16 protein-coding genes are annotated in these 18,261 nt (G+C 41.0%); 5 read left to right on the forward strand and 11 right to left on the reverse strand.

From position 1 onward, the window contains the following. Positions 1 to 3 precede the first annotated feature (3 nt). The 6 genes from H8S17_RS08700 to H8S17_RS08725 form a co-directional block, all read right to left on the reverse strand. Positions 4 to 1,491, reverse strand: a complete 1,488-nt coding sequence (locus H8S17_RS08700; protein ID WP_186867014.1) for a class I adenylate-forming enzyme family protein — start codon at positions 1,489 to 1,491, stop codon at positions 4 to 6. Between the two features lie 2 nt (positions 1,492 to 1,493). Beyond that, a complete protein-coding gene (locus H8S17_RS08705; protein ID WP_186867015.1) occupies positions 1,494 to 2,930 on the reverse strand; it encodes an SLC13 family permease in 1,437 nt (478 codons plus the stop codon). A 5-nt stretch (positions 2,931 to 2,935) separates the two neighbouring features. Then, a complete protein-coding gene (locus H8S17_RS08710; RefSeq protein ID WP_186867016.1) occupies positions 2,936 to 4,024 on the reverse strand; it encodes a hypothetical protein in 1,089 nt (362 codons plus the stop codon). A gap of 21 nt (positions 4,025 to 4,045) precedes the next feature. After that, on the reverse strand, positions 4,046 to 5,641 hold the full coding sequence (locus H8S17_RS08715) for an MBOAT family O-acyltransferase (RefSeq protein ID WP_186867017.1): 1,596 nt from the start codon (positions 5,639 to 5,641) through the stop codon (positions 4,046 to 4,048). Positions 5,642 to 5,715: 74 nt separating this feature from the next. Continuing rightward, positions 5,716 to 6,987, reverse strand: a complete 1,272-nt coding sequence (locus tag H8S17_RS08720; protein WP_186867018.1) for a sensor histidine kinase — start codon at positions 6,985 to 6,987, stop codon at positions 5,716 to 5,718. After that, positions 6,980 to 7,657, reverse strand: a complete 678-nt coding sequence (locus H8S17_RS08725) for a response regulator transcription factor (protein WP_186867019.1) — start codon at positions 7,655 to 7,657, stop codon at positions 6,980 to 6,982. Before H8S17_RS08725 ends, H8S17_RS08720 begins: the two co-directional genes overlap by 8 nt. A 473-nt stretch (positions 7,658 to 8,130) precedes the next feature. On the opposite strand from H8S17_RS08725, the gene H8S17_RS08730 reads away from it, so the two are divergent. The 4 genes from H8S17_RS08730 (at position 8,131) to H8S17_RS08745 (ending at position 13,268) form a co-directional block, all read left to right on the forward strand. Continuing rightward, positions 8,131 to 9,402: a putative DNA modification/repair radical SAM protein gene (locus tag H8S17_RS08730; protein ID WP_243238030.1), complete on the forward strand. Its 1,272-nt coding sequence runs from the start codon at positions 8,131 to 8,133 to the stop codon at positions 9,400 to 9,402. 74 nt (positions 9,403 to 9,476) lie between these two features. Further along, positions 9,477 to 10,256, forward strand: coding sequence for a TIGR03915 family putative DNA repair protein (locus H8S17_RS08735; RefSeq protein ID WP_186867021.1), 780 nt, complete (start codon positions 9,477 to 9,479; stop codon positions 10,254 to 10,256). Between the two features lie 145 nt (positions 10,257 to 10,401). Then, on the forward strand, positions 10,402 to 11,790 hold the full coding sequence (trkA, locus tag H8S17_RS08740) for a Trk system potassium transporter TrkA (protein ID WP_186867022.1): 1,389 nt from the start codon (positions 10,402 to 10,404) through the stop codon (positions 11,788 to 11,790). A gap of 11 nt (positions 11,791 to 11,801) precedes the next feature. Further along, positions 11,802 to 13,268 (forward strand): TrkH family potassium uptake protein, encoded by a 1,467-nt coding sequence (locus H8S17_RS08745; protein ID WP_186867023.1) that lies wholly within the window; start codon positions 11,802 to 11,804, stop codon positions 13,266 to 13,268. 214 nt (positions 13,269 to 13,482) lie between these two features. On the opposite strand, the gene H8S17_RS08750 is transcribed toward H8S17_RS08745, so the two are convergent. The 4 genes from H8S17_RS08750 to H8S17_RS08765 all read right to left on the reverse strand — a co-directional run bounded on the left by H8S17_RS08750 (position 13,483) and on the right by H8S17_RS08765 (position 16,482). Beyond that, positions 13,483 to 14,472: an aldo/keto reductase gene (locus H8S17_RS08750; protein WP_186867024.1), complete on the reverse strand. Its 990-nt coding sequence runs from the start codon at positions 14,470 to 14,472 to the stop codon at positions 13,483 to 13,485. A gap of 138 nt (positions 14,473 to 14,610) precedes the next feature. Further along, positions 14,611 to 15,138 (reverse strand): shikimate kinase, encoded by a 528-nt coding sequence (locus H8S17_RS08755; RefSeq protein ID WP_186867025.1) that lies wholly within the window; start codon positions 15,136 to 15,138, stop codon positions 14,611 to 14,613. A 14-nt stretch (positions 15,139 to 15,152) separates the two neighbouring features. After that, positions 15,153 to 16,022, reverse strand: coding sequence for a shikimate dehydrogenase (aroE, locus tag H8S17_RS08760; RefSeq protein WP_186867026.1), 870 nt, complete (start codon positions 16,020 to 16,022; stop codon positions 15,153 to 15,155). 58 nt (positions 16,023 to 16,080) lie between these two features. Continuing rightward, positions 16,081 to 16,482 carry a hypothetical protein gene (locus H8S17_RS08765; RefSeq protein WP_186867027.1) on the reverse strand — a complete coding sequence of 134 codons (402 nt, stop codon included), beginning with the start codon at positions 16,480 to 16,482 and terminating at the stop codon, positions 16,081 to 16,083. Between the two features lie 317 nt (positions 16,483 to 16,799). Here H8S17_RS08765 and H8S17_RS08770 point away from each other — a divergent pair, with 317 nt between their 5' ends. Beyond that, the gene (locus H8S17_RS08770; RefSeq protein WP_186867028.1) at positions 16,800 to 17,258 is read left to right on the forward strand and encodes a ferritin-like domain-containing protein; all 459 of its coding nucleotides are present in this window, start codon (positions 16,800 to 16,802) and stop codon (positions 17,256 to 17,258) included. 67 nt (positions 17,259 to 17,325) lie between these two features. Here the strand turns inward: H8S17_RS08770 and H8S17_RS08775 are convergent, their stop codons facing one another. After that, a complete protein-coding gene (locus H8S17_RS08775; protein ID WP_186867029.1) occupies positions 17,326 to 18,213 on the reverse strand; it encodes a DUF4474 domain-containing protein in 888 nt (295 codons plus the stop codon). Positions 18,214 to 18,261: the final 48 nt, after the last annotated feature.

The following is an 18,261-nucleotide window of genomic DNA, read 5'->3' on the forward strand; positions in this document are numbered from 1 at the left end:
TGTTTATGCATCCTTTCTTTCTGATTCTTTGATATATTGTCTGATCTCCTTGCGGAGAAGACTACCTTTAAACGTTTTCGGCAGTTGATCCGTATAATAAATGGCTCTCGGCAGTTTGTATGCTTCTACTCTTGCCTGTAGATAATTGAGAAACTCTGCTTCATCATACGCCTCTTTTTTTACGACCAGCATGACCGGCACTTCTCCGGTGATCGGATCGGTTTTCGACGTATAGGCACAATCTGCGATCTTCTCATATCCTCTTGCACAATCCTCTATTTCAGCCGGTGAGATCTTGCTCCCGCCATAATTGATGATATCATCTGCCCTGCCGACTAAGATACAGCGGCCTTCTTCATCTAAATATGCCATATCTTTTGTTTTGACAAATCCATCTTCTAAGGTATCTTTTGTCAGTTCCGGTTCCTTATAATATCCTTCCATGACGATCGCCCCGCCCCATGAGAGCAGAGCCGGATGGTCTTTATCTGTTTTTTTAACCGGATTTCCTGCTTCATCCATAAAGCGGATAATGGAATTAACGGTCGGTCTTCCGATACAGCCGGTTTTATCGTCTTCGCTGTTAAAATCTAAGATACACGAACAGCCTGCTTCCGAAGCCCCATAAAAATTATAAAGCCTAGTCTGCGGCATCAGCTGCAGCAATCTCTGTTTATCCGCCTCCTGAAGCGGTGCAGAACCGATCTGGATATAATCAAGCTGATTGGCATATTCTGCAATCCGGTCACCTGATAACTGAAAAACCATATTTAAAGATGCCGGAGATAATGCCATGGCTGTCGCATGGTAAGTATCTAATAATTTCCATAAAACACCGACAAAAACCATGCCATCCATCAGACATACCGTACCGCCACGGACCATATCCGACTGATAACGCCTGAGTCCATAGGCATGATTTAACGGCATCGGAATGATCTCCACATTCTGCTTTCGCATATGCGTTCCTTCGATCACATTTTCTGCGATGGCTACATCATTTTTGTGCCGGATCAGTACACCTTTTGACTGTCCGGTCGTTCCGGTCGTAAATAAAAGCATCGAGCGTTCATCTGCCTGTGGAAGGGGAAGGTCGGCTTCTTCTGCATCTTCGATCAGTCCCATCAGTTCTTTTATCTGAAAAGTTCTGATCCCTTCTATATCAATATCTGCGATCACACAATGCGCATCTACCCACTCTGCAATTTCTGTGATACGCTCCGGCTTTGTCCCTTTCTCTACCGGTATCACAAGTGCCCTGATATACTGCAAGGCAGAAAAAATGACCAGATAGTTGATATTCTGTGTGCATTTTAAGAGCACATGATCTCCTTTTTTCATTCCCTGCTTTAACAGTACAGCTGCCATTTTTTTGATCAGATACCAGTATTCTTGATAAGTCACTTTTTTCCGCAGTTCACAGACCGCTAATGCGTCCGGCTGCTCTTTGGCATATTGGCATATGTAACCTAAAACACTTTCCTGTTTCATTTTTATCTAAACCATCCTTTCTGCATCAGCCACCATGCACTGACACTCATAATACAGATAACGATCAGTGTGAGCCACAAGCCCTTCCGGAACATATAAGAAGGTTTTAACCCATAACCAACCGGCACGCTTCGTATGGAAGTCGGAAGGATATAGGAAAGATTGACTCCGATAGTTGCTATATATACATATGGAAGGGGATCTGATCCGATCCCTTTGATAACAGAGATCACGATCGGAACGGCCACTGCCGCCGTTGCGGTATTCGAAGTCACATCGGATAAGAGGATCGTTACCATGACAATAACTGCGACGGTTAAAAATCCACCCGTCAGACCTAGTTTAGACACCCACTGTCCGATACATGCATCTGCACCTGTCGCTGTAAGCAATGTTCCTGCTGCAAGTCCTCCTGCAAAAATATACATTAACGACCAGCTTACTTTTGTCTGCACATGCTGCCACTTTAAGATCTTTTCTTTTTTCTCATCACGTATCAGAAAAGATATGACTGCTGCAATGATAAATACATAAGCCGGTTTTAAATTTGCTAACCAGCCTGCATACAGATTTCTGGTAAATGCCAGCACTGTTGCAGCTAAAAATATCACAAGGTAAATGCCTTCCACACGGCTGATCTTATGCATCTGTCTCCGCATCTTGATAAAATATTCTTTTGAGCCTTCCAAAGAAACTCCTTTGGGTTTGATGCAGACTAAATAGATGCAGTTTGAGATCAGTAACAGCAGCATGATTGGAGCAAATTTTACCACCCAGTCGATATACATATATTCTTTTCCGGTCAATTCCTGTATATAATTGATCACCACAAGATTCATGGCTCCGCCAAGTGGTGAGGCAAGCCCGCCAACTCCGGCTCCCCATGCGATCGACATAAGTATGAGCGATGCCGGTTCACTTTTTGATACATCAGTAATATTCAGATAACGCAGCATCGAAACGGCGATCGGTGTGATTGCAGCTACAACTACTGCATTGGGTAATACTGCAGATAAGACTGCTGATAATAAAAACCAGAATAAGATCTGCGTCGTCAGCGAAGTACCTGTGATACTTAAAAAGGTACATGCAATCCGTTTATCAAGTCCGACAATCTCCCATGATACCGTAAGGATCGATGCCCCTAACAGCAGAAGGATCGTTTCTGATGCATAATTTGCGATCACCTTTGTCATATCTGTCATGGAAAACAGTGCATTGACAACGATCGGCAGAAAAGCGGTTATCGCATAATCCACTGCTTCTGTAATCCACCAGTAAGCCATCCACAATACCGTCCCGACTGCGGCTCTTGCGGCAAACGTTGTAAAAATGGTATGTGGCAGAAAACAGACACATAATAAAAATAATACAACACCAAAAACTCTGTGAAATATTACACAATCAAATACTGATCCCTGATTTGTTCTTTTTCCCATACTTATCACTCCTGTTCCTTACAATTTTCTTCCCATTGTGCTAAAAGTTCTGCTTCTTTTTCCTTCCATGCGGCAACGGATGTATCCCAGTCTTTCTTTTGTGTGCTGTTTAGTTTATTTTCAAACCGGTAATGTGTACTAAGATATTCAGCTAAATAGTCGGTTACTTTGTTTGCACCTGCGATATTGGTGTGGTAGAGATTATAAAAATCTGTTGATAGATCCAGACCTATTTCTTTCTTTTCTGCATTTAAGTTCAAATATGAATAACCTTTTTTCTCCATATATGCATCTAACTGCAGCTGCAGGGGATAACGATATTTTGTTGCAATATATGGTGTGGCAATAAATAAGATCTTTGTATTTAATTTTTCTGCTGTCCTTACAATTTCATCTATGATCTGATGATCTTCTTCTAACAGGACCAATGTGCCATCCGGTTCAATCTTCGTTTCTGACTGTTTCTCCACCTTAGAGATCTGCGTAGCTGATTTATAAATATCTCTGCCTGACGTCAATCGTTTTTTCCATTCTGTCCATGTGCCATTCAACAAATTATCATGGTACTTCAATAATGGGATCTGCCATTCGATTTCCGGATTGCCGGCATCTTTTTGTAAAATATCATGTATCATCCTCATCCGGACGAAAGATGGTTTCATTCCTGCAGATATTGTACTAAAAAGGTACTGCTGTTTTTCTTTATCCGTTTGTTCTTTGTATTCACTTGTTCTATATGTAACTAACTGCCTTGTTTCAACTATAAAAAGATCAACCTTCTGGCTTTTCACTGCTTCTTCCATAATATAGGGAACTGTATGTATATCCTGTCCGCTCTGTGCGATCATAAATGATGTAAACCCGTACTTTTCATATGCCCTTGTCGGTATCCAGTAACGATAGATCGAACTGGATCCGATAGCAGCAACATTCAATGTATCCTTATCTTCCGCATAAAAATAATGCCATTTATCAAAATCCTCATCAAACGGTCTGACTAAAACTCCTAATTCACCAACGATCCACAGCAGCATACAAAAGAACGCTGCAATAGCGATCACTCTTTTTAAATCCTGTCTGATCTTCTGTTTCATCCTGCATTCTCCCATCTGCCTTTAAAACTGTTCATAGATAAATGCTGCTCCCGCTCCCTGTCCATAGACACCGAAGCAAAGGATCACAAGGATTCCGGTAAGTACAACTCCCATCTGTAACAGCACATTCTGTTTATCTAACCAGTCACGTATTGTCATTTCTGCCTGCTTTTTCTCCATGATCTCCTGTACCACCGAAACACCGGAAAGGAAAATGACACAGATCAATACCACACACCACTCATTGACTGTAAGCGGAAAACTTTCTACCGTATAAACGGTCTGTGTCCTTTTGAACATGGAACTTATCATATGAAATGAATCACTTAGCCCATTTCCCAAAAAGATCAGCCTTCCTACCACACATAAAAAGAATGTCCGAAGCATCTGAAAGATCTTAAAGAGTATATGCTCTGTCGGGATCTTAAGCCTTGTATTCACTGCCATAAGCGGCTGTTCAAAGATTGTCGACAGACAGATCAAGATGCCATGATAGATTCCCCAGCCAATATAATTCCAGTTTGCCCCATGCCATACTCCAGTCAGCACCCAGACACAGAGTATCGGCATCACAGAGGCTATATTTCTACCCAATTCATTCCCAAACCGTTTTCTTGCTGCCGTATTCCACTTGAGGAATACCTGCGATGTCGACACCGGATAAAATACATTTTCCCTGAAAAATTCTCCAAGCGATATATGCCATCTCCGCCAGAACTCCGGTAATGTTTTTGAAAAATACGGACGTTTAAAATTCTCTTTTAATGTGATCCCAAGACATTCCGATGCTCCCCGTATGATATCCATACATCCTGAAAAATCACAATAGATCTGAATGGAATATAAAATACCTGCGATCAGGAATATGTATCCTTCATAATTTCCTGCCGATCCTATGACTGCTGTGACAAATGCTGACAGCCGGTCAGCGATCACAAGCTTCTTAAAATATCCCCAGACCATCAGATACAGACCTTTTTTTATAACAGAATAGCAAAAAGCATGTTCCACAAACAGTTCTTTTCCGGTACTTTCATATCTGCCGATCGGACCTTGCGTAATGTGCGGAAAATAAAGTACATAGGTAAGATATTTTAAAAAATTCTGCTGTGCATGGATCTTCCCATGATACAGATCCATCAGATAGGAGATCATCATAAATGAATAAAATGAGATTCCAAGTGGTGCAGCCAGTTTCCATACCGGAATGATTCCATGGTCCATATGCCATAAGAGCATATTGATATTTTCAATCAGAAAACTGCTGCCTTTAAACACGATTAAGATTCCGATCACAGCACATAATGCCACAGTAAGCATCCTCTTACGTTTCTGCTTCATTTCATTTTTGATCTTACGTGCACTTCTTCTGTCAGCACCTTCTAAAAGCTGTTCCTGCTGGTCTAAATTTTTTTGCATAAAAAGAGAACAAATATAAACGATACCTGCCGTTATGGTAACGATTCCTAAATAAAACACACCGGCAGATGCATAAAATATCAGACTTGCTGCAAGTATTACGATCCACTGTAACTTTTGTAAGTTTTTTGGCAGAGCGTAATACACGAAGCAGACAAGTACAAAAAATACTAAAAATCCATAAGATACTACAGACATCTCTTTCTTCCTTTGCATTGTTTTCTATTTCAAATAGCACAATGCAGAGTATAAGATATGAACTTAAAGACAAGCTAAATTTTTAAAAAAATTTGAAATTTAATGATTCCATCATATACAGAATGCGCTGTGATCCTTCCTTTGTGCAGTTCTGCAATCGTTTTTGCCGCAGAAAGTCCGATCCCATACCCGCCGGTTGCAGAGTTTCTCGACGAATCTGCCCGATAAAAACGCTCAAATAATTCGTCGTGTTTTCCTTTTTTCATACCTGCTGCATGATTTTCGATCTCAAAAACGATATTTTTTCCGATTTTCTTAAGGCTCACAAAGATCATCGTACCATCATCTGCATATTTGACGGCATTGTCAAGCAGGATTGAGAACATCCGCTCTAACATATCGGCATCTGCCTGTATCATAAGTGCCGGATCGATATCTGCTTTTAACTGCTTGTTATGCTTATCTGCAACTGTTTCAAACTGTTCGCAGACTTCTGTGACCATATCTGACAAAATCACTTTATCGGTTTGTGAGAGTTTTTCAAATTCCTCTAACTTTGCAAGCATGATAAGCTGTTCCGTTAGCTTAGAAAGCCGTTTGATCTGGTTACGGGTACTTCTTGTCCACTCACTTTCTCCGGTTGTTAATTCAATCACATCCGTATTGGCATCAATGATCGTCAGCGGTGTTTTGATCTCATGTCCGGCATTTGTAATAAAAGTTTTCTGTTTCTCATAGCTTTCCTTTACCGGTTTTACCACATAACCCGAAAAGAGCCAGACGGGAAAAATAAGAATTAACAATTCCACTAAAGCACTAAATATATTATTTTTTATAAGTGTCTGACATGTCTTAAGCTGTCCTTTTGCATTGACAAACACATAGATTGTATTTTCTCCTCTGTTTACCGCACGATATTTCCGATACTTATAATATCCCTCTGTTTTATGTTCCCGATACAGACCGGACACGATTTTTTCTGCTTTTTTTTCATCTACTGTTCTTGTATTATGTGTATTGGCTGCTACCATTTCCCCTTCTGCATTGATCGTTACTGTGAAGAAACGGACACCATTTAAAATTTCATCAATTTCATCCTTTCCTTCATTATCCCGGTTTTGATATATAGGTTTTTCTGTATCACCCTCTATATCAGTTTTATATACATGAGCTTCTGCATGTTCTATTTCATCTAAATTTTCAATAATGACGGATAAATTTTCTTCGATTTCCTTTTGGACACGCACATGATATGACAGACTTGTCAGTCCCACAATCAGAAATACCACGATAAAAAAGGAACTCATTGCTATAAAGATAAACCGTTTTCGTAATTGTTTAATCATTTTCCCTCTCCAATGCGAAACCGATTCCCTTTGCGGTACGGATCACAGCTTTTGAACCTAATTGTTTTAAAATTCTCCGCAGTCTTGAAATATATGTCCAGACCACGTTATTTTCCACATCACTGTCACATCCCCAGACTACTTCAATAAACTGCCCTGCAGACAACACACATCTTGGATTTATGATCAGCATTTCCATGATCTGGTATTCTTTATTGGCAAGATATACCCACTCACCTTTACATCCTAACTGAAATGTCGTTGGTGATAATTCTAAATCTTCAAAAACCAGTTTTGTATCCAGTTCTGTGGTTTTTCTACGCATCATCGCACGCACGCGTGCTAAAAGTTCTTTCGTTGCAAACGGTTTTGTCAGATAATCGTCTGCTCCGCAGTCTAAACCAAGCACCTTATCCTCAAGTGCCGACTTTGCAGATAAGATCAGTACCGGCACCTGATTGCCTTTTGCGCGGATCTTTTTTAATACGGAGATACCGTCTAATTTCGGCATCATCACATCTAAGATCACACCATCATAACTGCCATTTTCTAAATATTCTAATGCTTCCATTCCATCATAGACTTCATCTACGGAATAATGGTTATATTTTAAAACGGTCACCAATGCTCTCGATAATTCTTTTTCGTCTTCCGCTAATAACAGCCGCATGTTTTACCTCCTGAGCGTGTCATATATACTTTCGTATCCTTCTTAGTAACTATTCAGAACCCCACTCATATATTCGCAAAACCGCATGATAAATCGTGCTTTACCGCTGCTTTGCAGCTATTTTGCTCATATATGGGGCGGTGGCTCTATTCGAGCCACCTTACGAATCATAAAAACTGCTACTTACATGCAAGCATGACGTATCAATTTTTATGATTCTACTGAATAGTTATCTTTCTTATTATAATATATTTACTTAAATACAACCTAAATTTTCCTGTTGCATTATGCGAACATATGTGCTATTATATGCCTAGAACGTATGTTTGTAAGTATTTACATGTATTCAAGTTACTGTCTGATCAATACATCTTATTAAAAAGGAGTCTGCCATGACCGCTGCTGATAAAACACCTGCACTTTCTGCATCTGCCTATAAGAATATTCCTTCTGTCCACTTCTCTCCTTCCTTAATGGAGAAGCTTGCGATCTTAACGGATGCGGCAAAATATGATGTTGCCTGCACGTCAAGCGGTGTCGACCGGCGGGGAGATGGAACCGGTATCGGCAATACGATGTCCTGTGGTATCTGCCATACATTTGCTGCCGATGGACGATGTGTTTCCCTGCTTAAGATCTTATTTACCAATGAATGTATCTTTAACTGCTCCTACTGTCAGAATAACTGTAATTCTGATATTCCGCGTGCAACTTTTACACCGGAGGAGATCTGCACGCTTACGATTGAATTTTACCGCAGGAATTATATTGAGGGACTTTTCTTAAGTTCCGGCATCATCATCAGTCCGAATTACACGATGGATCTGATCTACCAGACGCTCTACCGTCTTAGAACAGTATACCGCTTTCAGGGTTATATCCATGTCAAGGCAATCCCAGGGGCCGATCCGCTTCTGATTGAAAAGACCGGCTATTTAGCTGACCGTATGAGCATTAACCTTGAACTTCCAACCAGCGATTCCCTGCGTAAACTTGCCCCCTGCAAATCCCGCAATACGATCTTAAAGCCGATGCGGATGATACAAAATGGCATTACGGATAACAAGCAGGAATTGACAGTCTACCGCAAGGCTCCGAAGTTCGTTCCTGCCGGTCAGAGTACCCAGATGATCATCGGCGCAACCCCCGAAAATGATTTTCAGATCATGAGTGTTGCAGAAGGACTCTACCGGAATTTTGACTTAAAGCGGGTATTTTATTCTGCTTTTGTAAATGTCAACCATAACTCTGGTCTTCCCGTCTTACCGGGTGGTCCGCCTCTTCTTCGGGAACACCGTCTCTATCAGGCAGACTGGCTGCTCCGTTACTACCATTTTACCGTAAATGAACTCTTATCGGAAGACCGTCCGAACTTTAATATCTATTTAGATCCGAAATGTGACTGGGCATTACGGCACTTGGAATATTTTCCGGTAGAAGTTCAGACTGCCGATTATAAGACACTGCTCCGTGTGCCGGGGATCGGTGCAAAGTCTGCAAGCCGGATCGTAAAAGCCCGCCGGGGCAGCCGCCTGGATTTTCCCGACTTAAAGAAAATGGGCGTGGTTTTAAAACGTGCCTTATATTTTCTCACCTGTTCCGGACGTATGATGTACCCGACAAAGTTAGATGAAGACTATATCTGCCGGAATCTGCTCTCCGACCGCACACAGATCCCGCAGGATCTGCGGGAGAGTAATTACAAACAGTTATCCCTGTTTGATGATATGTCTATGATCTCCTGAATCATAGTTCGATATACTAAAAGCCCTCCGGGTATGAACTAAAGTACATTCTACCAGAAAGGAGCCGCCATATTATGTACATTTTTCAATGCGAAGACAGCATCGACGGTATTTTTACCGGCGTGTATGATGCATGGGCAAGCCATTATGGTCACAAACACATACAGCTTAGTTCTGATAACAGTGGCAATCTTATGTTATTTTCAGAATATATACCGGTAATTCCTGATAGTGACAAGAGCCGTAAAGTTTCCCGGACAATGATCACTCGTTTAGGAACGGATTTTTACGAAACGATCTGTAAGTGTGCCATGGCAGACAGCCATTGCCGGAAATTAACGATGGATAAAGCAAATGCGATCTATCAGACGATCGTTATGGCACTTGCACTGCCGGAAGGTGCAAAAGTGTTGGAATATCTGAGTGAACCCTGCATTTCCTGCATCTTTGAACTCTGCAGACAGACTGCGAATGAAGGTCATCACCTCTTGGAATTTTTACGTTTTTATGAACTTAAAAGCGGAATTTTGTTTGCACAGATCCATGCGAAGAATGATGTCCTTCCTATTTTAGCCACACACTTTACCGACCGCCTCCCATTAGAGAACTTTATCATCTATGATGCCTCACATCAGATGGCTGCTGTCCATACATCATCGAAAGATTATCTGATCGTCGATGCCAGCACATTAAATTTAGATTTAACAAAAGAATATTCTTCTGAAGAAGAGGGATTTCGCAAACTCTGGTGTACTTTTTTTGATTCGATCGCCATCGAAGCCCGAAAAAATCCCAAATTACAGAGCCAGAATATTCCCAAACGTTTCTGGGATGATACAGTCGAACTGAAATAAACAAATCTTATCCGTTTCTTTACTGTTTTTTTTCCTATAGCGTGCTATAATGTAGTGGGTTATCTGTAACCCTTTTTTTTAGTAGAACGTAACCTTACAAAATACAATGGTTGCACAAGATTATATCATGCCATGGAGGAAGATTATGTTAAAGGCAAAAAAACCCGGCAGACAGGGATTAAATATTATTATTGTAGGCTGTGGAAAAGTAGGTTCTACACTGATCGAACAGCTTAGTAAAGAAGGACACGATATTACAATTATTGATAAAAATGCCCAGAAGGTTCAGGAAATTGCTAATCTTTATGATATCATGGGTGTCGTTGGAAATGGTGCAAGCTACAGTGTACAGATGGAAGGCGGCATTGAAAATGCCGATCTGATCATCGCTGTTACGAATTCCGACGAATTGAATCTGCTTTGCTGTACAATTGCAAAACAGGTTGCTAACTGTGCTGCGATCGCAAGAGTCCGTACACCGGATTACATCAGCGAGATCAGCTACCTGCGTGAACGGTTAGGTCTTGCTATGATCATCAATCCTGAATATGAAGCTTCCAAAGAAGCTGCTCGTATTCTCTATCTGCCAACTGCATTAGAAGTCAATTCATTTGCACATGGACAGGCAGAACTGATCAAGTTCAAAGTACCTAATGGTAATACCTTACATGATATGACGATCGCCCATTTAGGTAAAAATATCACCTCTGATATTCTGATTTGTGCAATTGAACGTGATGGTCAGGTATATATCCCTTCCGGTAATTTTCTGATCAAATCGGGGGATATCATTTCCTTTGTTTCCACACGTAAAGACGGTAAGCATTTCCTAGAGAAGATCGGTTTTAAGACACATCAGGTAAAAGATACCATGATCATTGGTGGCGGAAAAGCTGCTTACTATCTTGCAAAACAGTTATTGAACATGGGAATCTCCGTAAAGATCATTGAAAATGACAGAAAACGTTGTGAAGAATTAAGTATTCTCCTGCCAAAAGCCATTATCATCAATGGTGATGGTACAGATACCGAACTCTTAAAAGAGGAAGGGATCGAATATGCAGAATCTTTCGTTGCCTTAACAGGCATTGATGAGGAAAATATCCTTCTGACACTCCATGCAAGACAGGTTTCCAATGCGAAAGTGATCACTAAGATCAACCGCATTACCTTCCATGACGTGATCAGTAATTTGGATTTAGGAAGCGTTGTCTATCCGCGCTATATCACTTCCGAAGCGATCATTGCCTATGTACGTGCTAAACAGAATTCCATGGGCAGTAATATTGAAACACTCTATCATATGTTTGACCACAGAGTTGAGGCGATCGAATTTCGTGTAGATGAAGAATCAAAAGTAACCAATATTCCACTTATGAACCTTTCTTTGAAAAAAGATCTGCTGATCTCCTTTATCAACCGCAGCGGTTCCATCATTATTCCAAGCGGTCAGGACTGTATTCAGGTCGGTGATACCGTGATGATCGTTACAACACATACCGGATTTAACGATATTTTGGATATATTAGAATAACGGAGGATGGCATGAACAGTTCAATTATTCGATATATATTAGGAAGTGTACTGAAAATAGAGGGTTTATTTTTATTTCTGCCGGCAGGAATTGCCTGCATTTACCATGAACAGGAAGGCTTTTACTATGCAGGGGTTGCAGCTGCCTGCCTTCTGCTCGGCTTTCTTATGACCAGATGCAAACCGCAAAGCCAGGTATTTTACTTAAAAGAGGGATGTATCACTACTTCCTTAAGCTGGATCTTACTTAGTATCTTCGGATCCCTGCCTTTTTATTTGAGCGGTGAGATCCCATCATTTACAGATGCTTTATTTGAAACGATCTCCGGTTTTACAACAACCGGTGCAAGTATCTTAAGTGATGTAGAAGCACTCTCCCACTGTGCCTTATTTTGGCGCAGTTTTACACATTGGATCGGTGGTATGGGGGTTCTTGTCTTTTTACTTGCAATCATTCCGTTAAGCGGTGGTTCCCATATCAACCTGATGCGTGCAGAAAGTCCGGGACCTTCTGTCGGGAAACTGGTGCCAAAGATCAAACATACCGCAAGGATCCTTTATATCATCTACTTTATAATGACCGTCCTTGAGATTATTTTTCTGCTTGCCGGAAAAATGCCTTTATTTGATGCTTTCACTACAAGTTTTGGCACTGCGGGAACCGGTGGATTTGGTATTAAAAATGACAGTTTTATGAGCTATTCCCCCTATCTGCAATGGGTTGTGACAATCTTCATGATTTTATTCGGAGTCAACTTTAATGCCTATTATCTGCTGATATTCGGAAGTGTAAAAAGGGCTTTATCTATGGAGGAGGTCCGAGGATATTTTGTGATCATTTTTGCATCCATTGCCATTATCTTCTTAAATATCTTACAGATGTTTGATAATGCCTCGGATGCTCTGCGGCATGCGTCTTTTCAGGTCGGCTCTATCATAACCACAACAGGATTTTCATCTGTGGACTTTAATCTTTGGCCAGAAGCAAGCAGGACGATCCTTGTACTTTTAATGTTTATCGGTGCATGTGCAGGAAGTACCGGCGGTGGGATCAAAGTTTCCCGTATCATGATCCTGATCAAGACCATTATCAAAGAACTCAACTCTTATCTACACCCTAAGAGCATCAAAAAGATCAAGTTTGAAGGAAAAGCAGTGGAACATGAAGTTGTCCGGTCGATCAACGTATACTTCATTACCTTTATCATCCTGTTTTCTACATCTGTATTTCTGATCTCCTTTGAGGGAAAGGATCTGATCACAAACTTTACTGCCGTAGCCGCTACAATCAATAATATCGGTCCGGGACTTGAACTGGCCGGTCCTGCACAGAACTTTGGACATTTTTCGATCTTTTCTAAATATGTCCTGATGTTTGATATGCTTGCCGGAAGATTAGAGCTGTTCCCATTACTGATCTTATTCCATCCTGCGGCATGGAAGGATCTGTTTACAAAGAAATTTATACAAAAACAATAATACAATTTGCAAATGCAGAATTTTCTGTCTAAAAATCTTTTTACAGAGACTTTCGACACAAATTTTACTACATAATAAACAGCCCGAATAAAGTGGTTGATGATAACCACCACTTTCGGGCTGTTTTTGGATATCTGCCTGTAATATTCAACGGCATCATCGTGATATTACTATCATCTATGCCAACGATAAATACATTCTGACTTTACCAACACTATCTGCACGCTTCTTCGATTGCATCTAATTCCTCTTTTGTAAATTTTGTATTTCCAACAATCTTGACATTTTCTAAGATCTGTGACGGTTTCGATGCTCCGATCAGTACGGATGTTACTTCTCCATCCCGTAAGATCCATGATAATGCCATCTGTGCCAGGGATTGTCCCCGTCCTTTGGCAATCTCATTTAGCATTCGTATCTGTGTAATACGTTCCGGTGTGACCGCACTTTCTTGTAAGAATCTGCCATCCTTCCTGATACGGCTGTCTTCCGGGATTCCATGCAGATACTTGTCTGTCAGAAGTCCCTGCGCCAATGGACAGAATGCAATGATACCACAGCCATTCCCAGCTGCAAAATGCTTCAGACCATCGGTTTCGATATCACGCTCAAACAGTGAATAGTTTCTTTGATTAATGATAAATGGCGTCCTTAACTCCCTCAAGATCTCCATTGCCTGTTTTGTCTGCTCTTTATTATAATTCGATATTCCGACATATAATGCTTTTCCGCTTTTTACAATGCCATCTAATGCAAGCATGGTTTCCTCTAACGGAGTTTTGGGATCTGGTCTGTGATGATAAAAAATATCCACATATTCCAAGCCCATCCGTTTTAAACTCTGGTCTAAACTGGCTACTAAATATTTCTTAGATCCCCAGTTGCCATACGGTCCCGGCCACATATCAAAACCGGCTTTTGTAGAAATGACCAGTTCGTCCCGATATGGTTTCATCACATCTTTTAAGATCCGTCCAAAGTTTTCTTCTGCTGCACCATAGACCGGTCCGTAATTATTTGCAAGGTCAAAATGTGTGATTCCTGCATCAAATGCTGTCATACACATATTTTTCATATTGTCATAATCAGCATTTGATCCAAAATTATGCCACATTCCCAAAGAAACTTCCGGCAGTTTCAAGCCACTGTTTCCACAACGGTGATACTGCATCTTATCATATCTTGTTTCATCAGCCTGATACATATTGTTGCCTCCTGAAATCATCCACATAATATTTTGAATAACTATTCAGTATCATTTAAGATCATAAAACTTGATACATCATGTCTGCATATAAAAAGCAGTTTTTATCATTCGCAGGGCAGCTCATGCAGAGCTGCTCTATATATTAAGCTGCCGGACTCCTTCAATGATCTCCCTACAGATCTCCTCTATGGATCTGTCGTCTGTTGCAACGATCAGATCTGCCGCTGCTTCGTATTTTTCCCGGCGTTTTTCCATCAGTTCACGGATATATTCTACATTCATATGTCCATTTAAAACCGGACGGTCGGTACTGTCCTTGATGCGCTCATAGATTGTCTGCGGTGTTGCCGTCAATAGTACGATCTTTCCGCTTTCTTTCATATGGGAAATGTTTTCCTGCCGTACCACGATGCCGCCGCCACAGGATACGATCGCCGGTTCATGGTCTTTTAAGCCGATCAGTGTCTGTGTTTCGATATCTCTGAAATGATTTTCTCCATATTTCTCAAAAATTTCAGAGATCGGCATCTTCTGGCTCTCAACGATCATCTGATCCATTTCTAAGCATTCTCTGTGCAGCATTTCCTTTAATTCTGCGGAAATCGTGCTTTTTCCTGTTCCCATAAATCCGATCAGAAAAATGTGATGTGTGATTGTTTCCATTTACAGAGTCCTCCTTAGCCGAATAATAATTTTTTTACGCCTTCTACCGGCATTTCTTTTCCGGTATATAGTTTAAAAGCTGCTGCACCCTGCCATACTAACATGCCTTCTCCGTTGATACAGATACAGCCGGCTTCTTTTGCTTCTTTTAACAGCTTTGTTTCCTTTGGATTATAAACAGCATCGCATACGACAAGACCTTTGCGGAATGCACTTAAGTCTTTTATGACACTCTCATCCTCCATCGGTTTCATGCCAACGATCGTTGCATTTGCAAATATTTCACTGGATTTTATCTCTGCTTTCATCTTCTGCTGATCAGCAATGTCATATACATTTACCGTACACTCCGGACAGGATTTTCTGATCTTCTCTGCAGTATCTAACGTTCTCTGGAAAAAATCGTCCTTAATATTAAAAATCGAAATCTCTCTTGCACCGGATAATGCAGACTGCACCTGAATTGCCGTTGCTGCACCGCCACCACCGGCAACAGTGATCTTCTTCCCTTTGATATCGATTCCATGATCTTTTAAATTATCTACAAATCCTTCTCCGTCTGTGATATGTCCGACTAATTTTCCATCTTCATTTACGATCGTATTGACTGCACCGATGATCTTTGCCGCCTCGGAAAGCTCGTCCATGTATTTTACGACTTCTGTTTTACATGGCATGGTCACATTACAGCCTCTCATATGAAAGGTGCGGATCGCTGTGACCGCATCTGCTACCTGTGGAATTTTTACATCAAATGCAAGATATGCATAGTCAATCCCTAATTTTTCAAAACAGTAATTATACATAGCCGGAGAACCGGAATGTCCTACCGGAGAACCGATCAACCCTAATAAACCTGTTGTTCCTGAAATTCTTTTTTCCATTTTAAGTATCCTCCTAGATATATTGTAAGCAGTGTCTATGCCCATTCTACAGGCTTTTTTATGATTTCACAAGTGGCAGAAAATCCGGTGTATCTCCACAGAAGAAACCGCCAAATGCCTGTATCACTTTCTGCATTGCCGTCTTAGCCGCTTCGTAATCGAGCGGATCGATCGATACTAAAAAAACCGTTTTGATATCATGTTCCTTCATATAAGCATCGGTCATCTCATCGGCACGGGCCATATCCACTGTTTCAAAATCCACTGATGATGCCGTTTCCGATGGCAGTTCTACTTCTAACACACCGGCTTCATCCCAGTACTCCATCTCATAATCCTCTTCTAATGCCTCTTTGATCTGTGCTAATCGCACTTCGTCCCGACACATATACATCCACTCTCTTGGGTATGTGGGAACACTTTTTTTCCTGATCTTTGCAAGTTTTGACTTATTTCTCATAAAAATCTCCCAATCTGTTTATTTATTTTTTAGAAACTTAAGGAAATCTTACCTTTTTATTCAAATTCAGAACACAATTTCCATATATACTATAAACATAAACAAAGGAGTTGTAAAGTCCTGTGGGGCTTGGTCGACTCCGTCAAAAAGCAATCCCGAAAGGGTTTACATATATCATACTTTTCTCCTTTTCCCTGATTCGGCAGCAGCCGGATACAGGGAATACTTTTTTCTTTCATTACTCCGTATAATTTCCCCAACGGCAGACCATACTAAAAGCGATAAATCCAGAAACTTTTTAGTAAAGGAGAAGCCCTATGATATTAACAGAAAAAGAAACACTTGCACTCAAAGAACTGCAGCAACAGGAAAAAGTCTGCATGGAACACTATACGCTTTATGCCAATACTGCCAAAGACTGTGGCCTGCGTGACTTATTCTCACAGATTGCACAAGACGAACAGGAACATTATCAGATGTTAGGAGAGGTATTAAAAGGCAAAATACCTTCTTTTTCTCATGCTGCTTCCAAAGCAGATGCATACCATCCAAAAGCTGCTTATGATCCTACCTCCAGTCAGACAGATAAACAGCATGATGCCCTGCTCTGTGCAGACAGTATCGGAAATGAAAAATTAGTTTCCGGCGACTACAATACCAATCTGTTCCAGTTTGCTTCTAATGATGTCCGTAAATTGCTGAATCATATTCAGACAGAAGAACAGGAACATGCTGAAATGATCTATAAATACAAACAGATCAACAATATGGCATAGTCTGCATCCTATGAGGAGCAAAACATCTTTTGCTCCTCATATCCTAGAATAGGTATATGTTTCCTGACTACCTGTGTTTTCTTCCAAACGCATGCAGTCTTAACATATGCCGGAAACACCACGGACTCTGCCCATACAAAAACAGCATCTTACCAGTCATTCTCCTGTATGGCCAGGTTATCATATGGTACAAGATACAATACATACCGTTGACCTGCTGTATCATCCAGCGGTATAGAGCGGTCATCTTTCCATAATGTGCACCGTCACACAGTACAACCGACACCTGCTCTCCCTGTATCTGACAGGCATCAGCCGGTATCTCTGTTTCTTTTAATCCATTCCAGAATGCCTGTGCCATCGCAGATGATCCAAATGTAAGACTTACATACATCTTTAGCGTTTCCGGTGGTCCGAATACTCCCATAGCAAAAACTGCCAGCCACCAGTGGTATTTTTTTTCTGTGAAAAGCTTTCTGCCCTTTCGTTCCAGACAAATACCGATCAATGGCATTTCATCATCTGATACGGCATTATAATGCACTAGTTTTCTCTGACCTTTAGGGATCAGACGGTTTGCATGGTAGATTCCTGCTTCTGCTCCTGTATTGATCCCATATTGTCCTTTCCAGAATTCGATCAGCCATGTCTTTCCCTGATAATCAAAATAGACCGGATAATGATCGAAGATCATATTGAAATGAGGGGCAAGGGCATCATACAGTGCTTCATAACCGTACTTCCTCTGCCAGGCATCCTCTGTACTCACCAGTATCTCCTCTTCCGGTTTACATACAAATCCAAACGGTTTTGTCAAAATGGACAACTGCCCTGCTCTTTCTTCTTCTCCCATCTGTCTTAACTTTATCCTGCTTCTGCACCTTCTTGCAGCCATGCAGATGACTATAAGGATCACCAGAACTTCCATTGCACATACTATGATCTGAGCCTGCATATCCTGCTCCTGTCTTTTTTATTAGAATATGCCGGATCTATCTCTGTT

This window comes from Roseburia zhanii (assembly GCF_014287635.1).
Lineage (GTDB): Bacteria > Bacillota > Clostridia > Lachnospirales > Lachnospiraceae > Roseburia_B > Roseburia_B zhanii.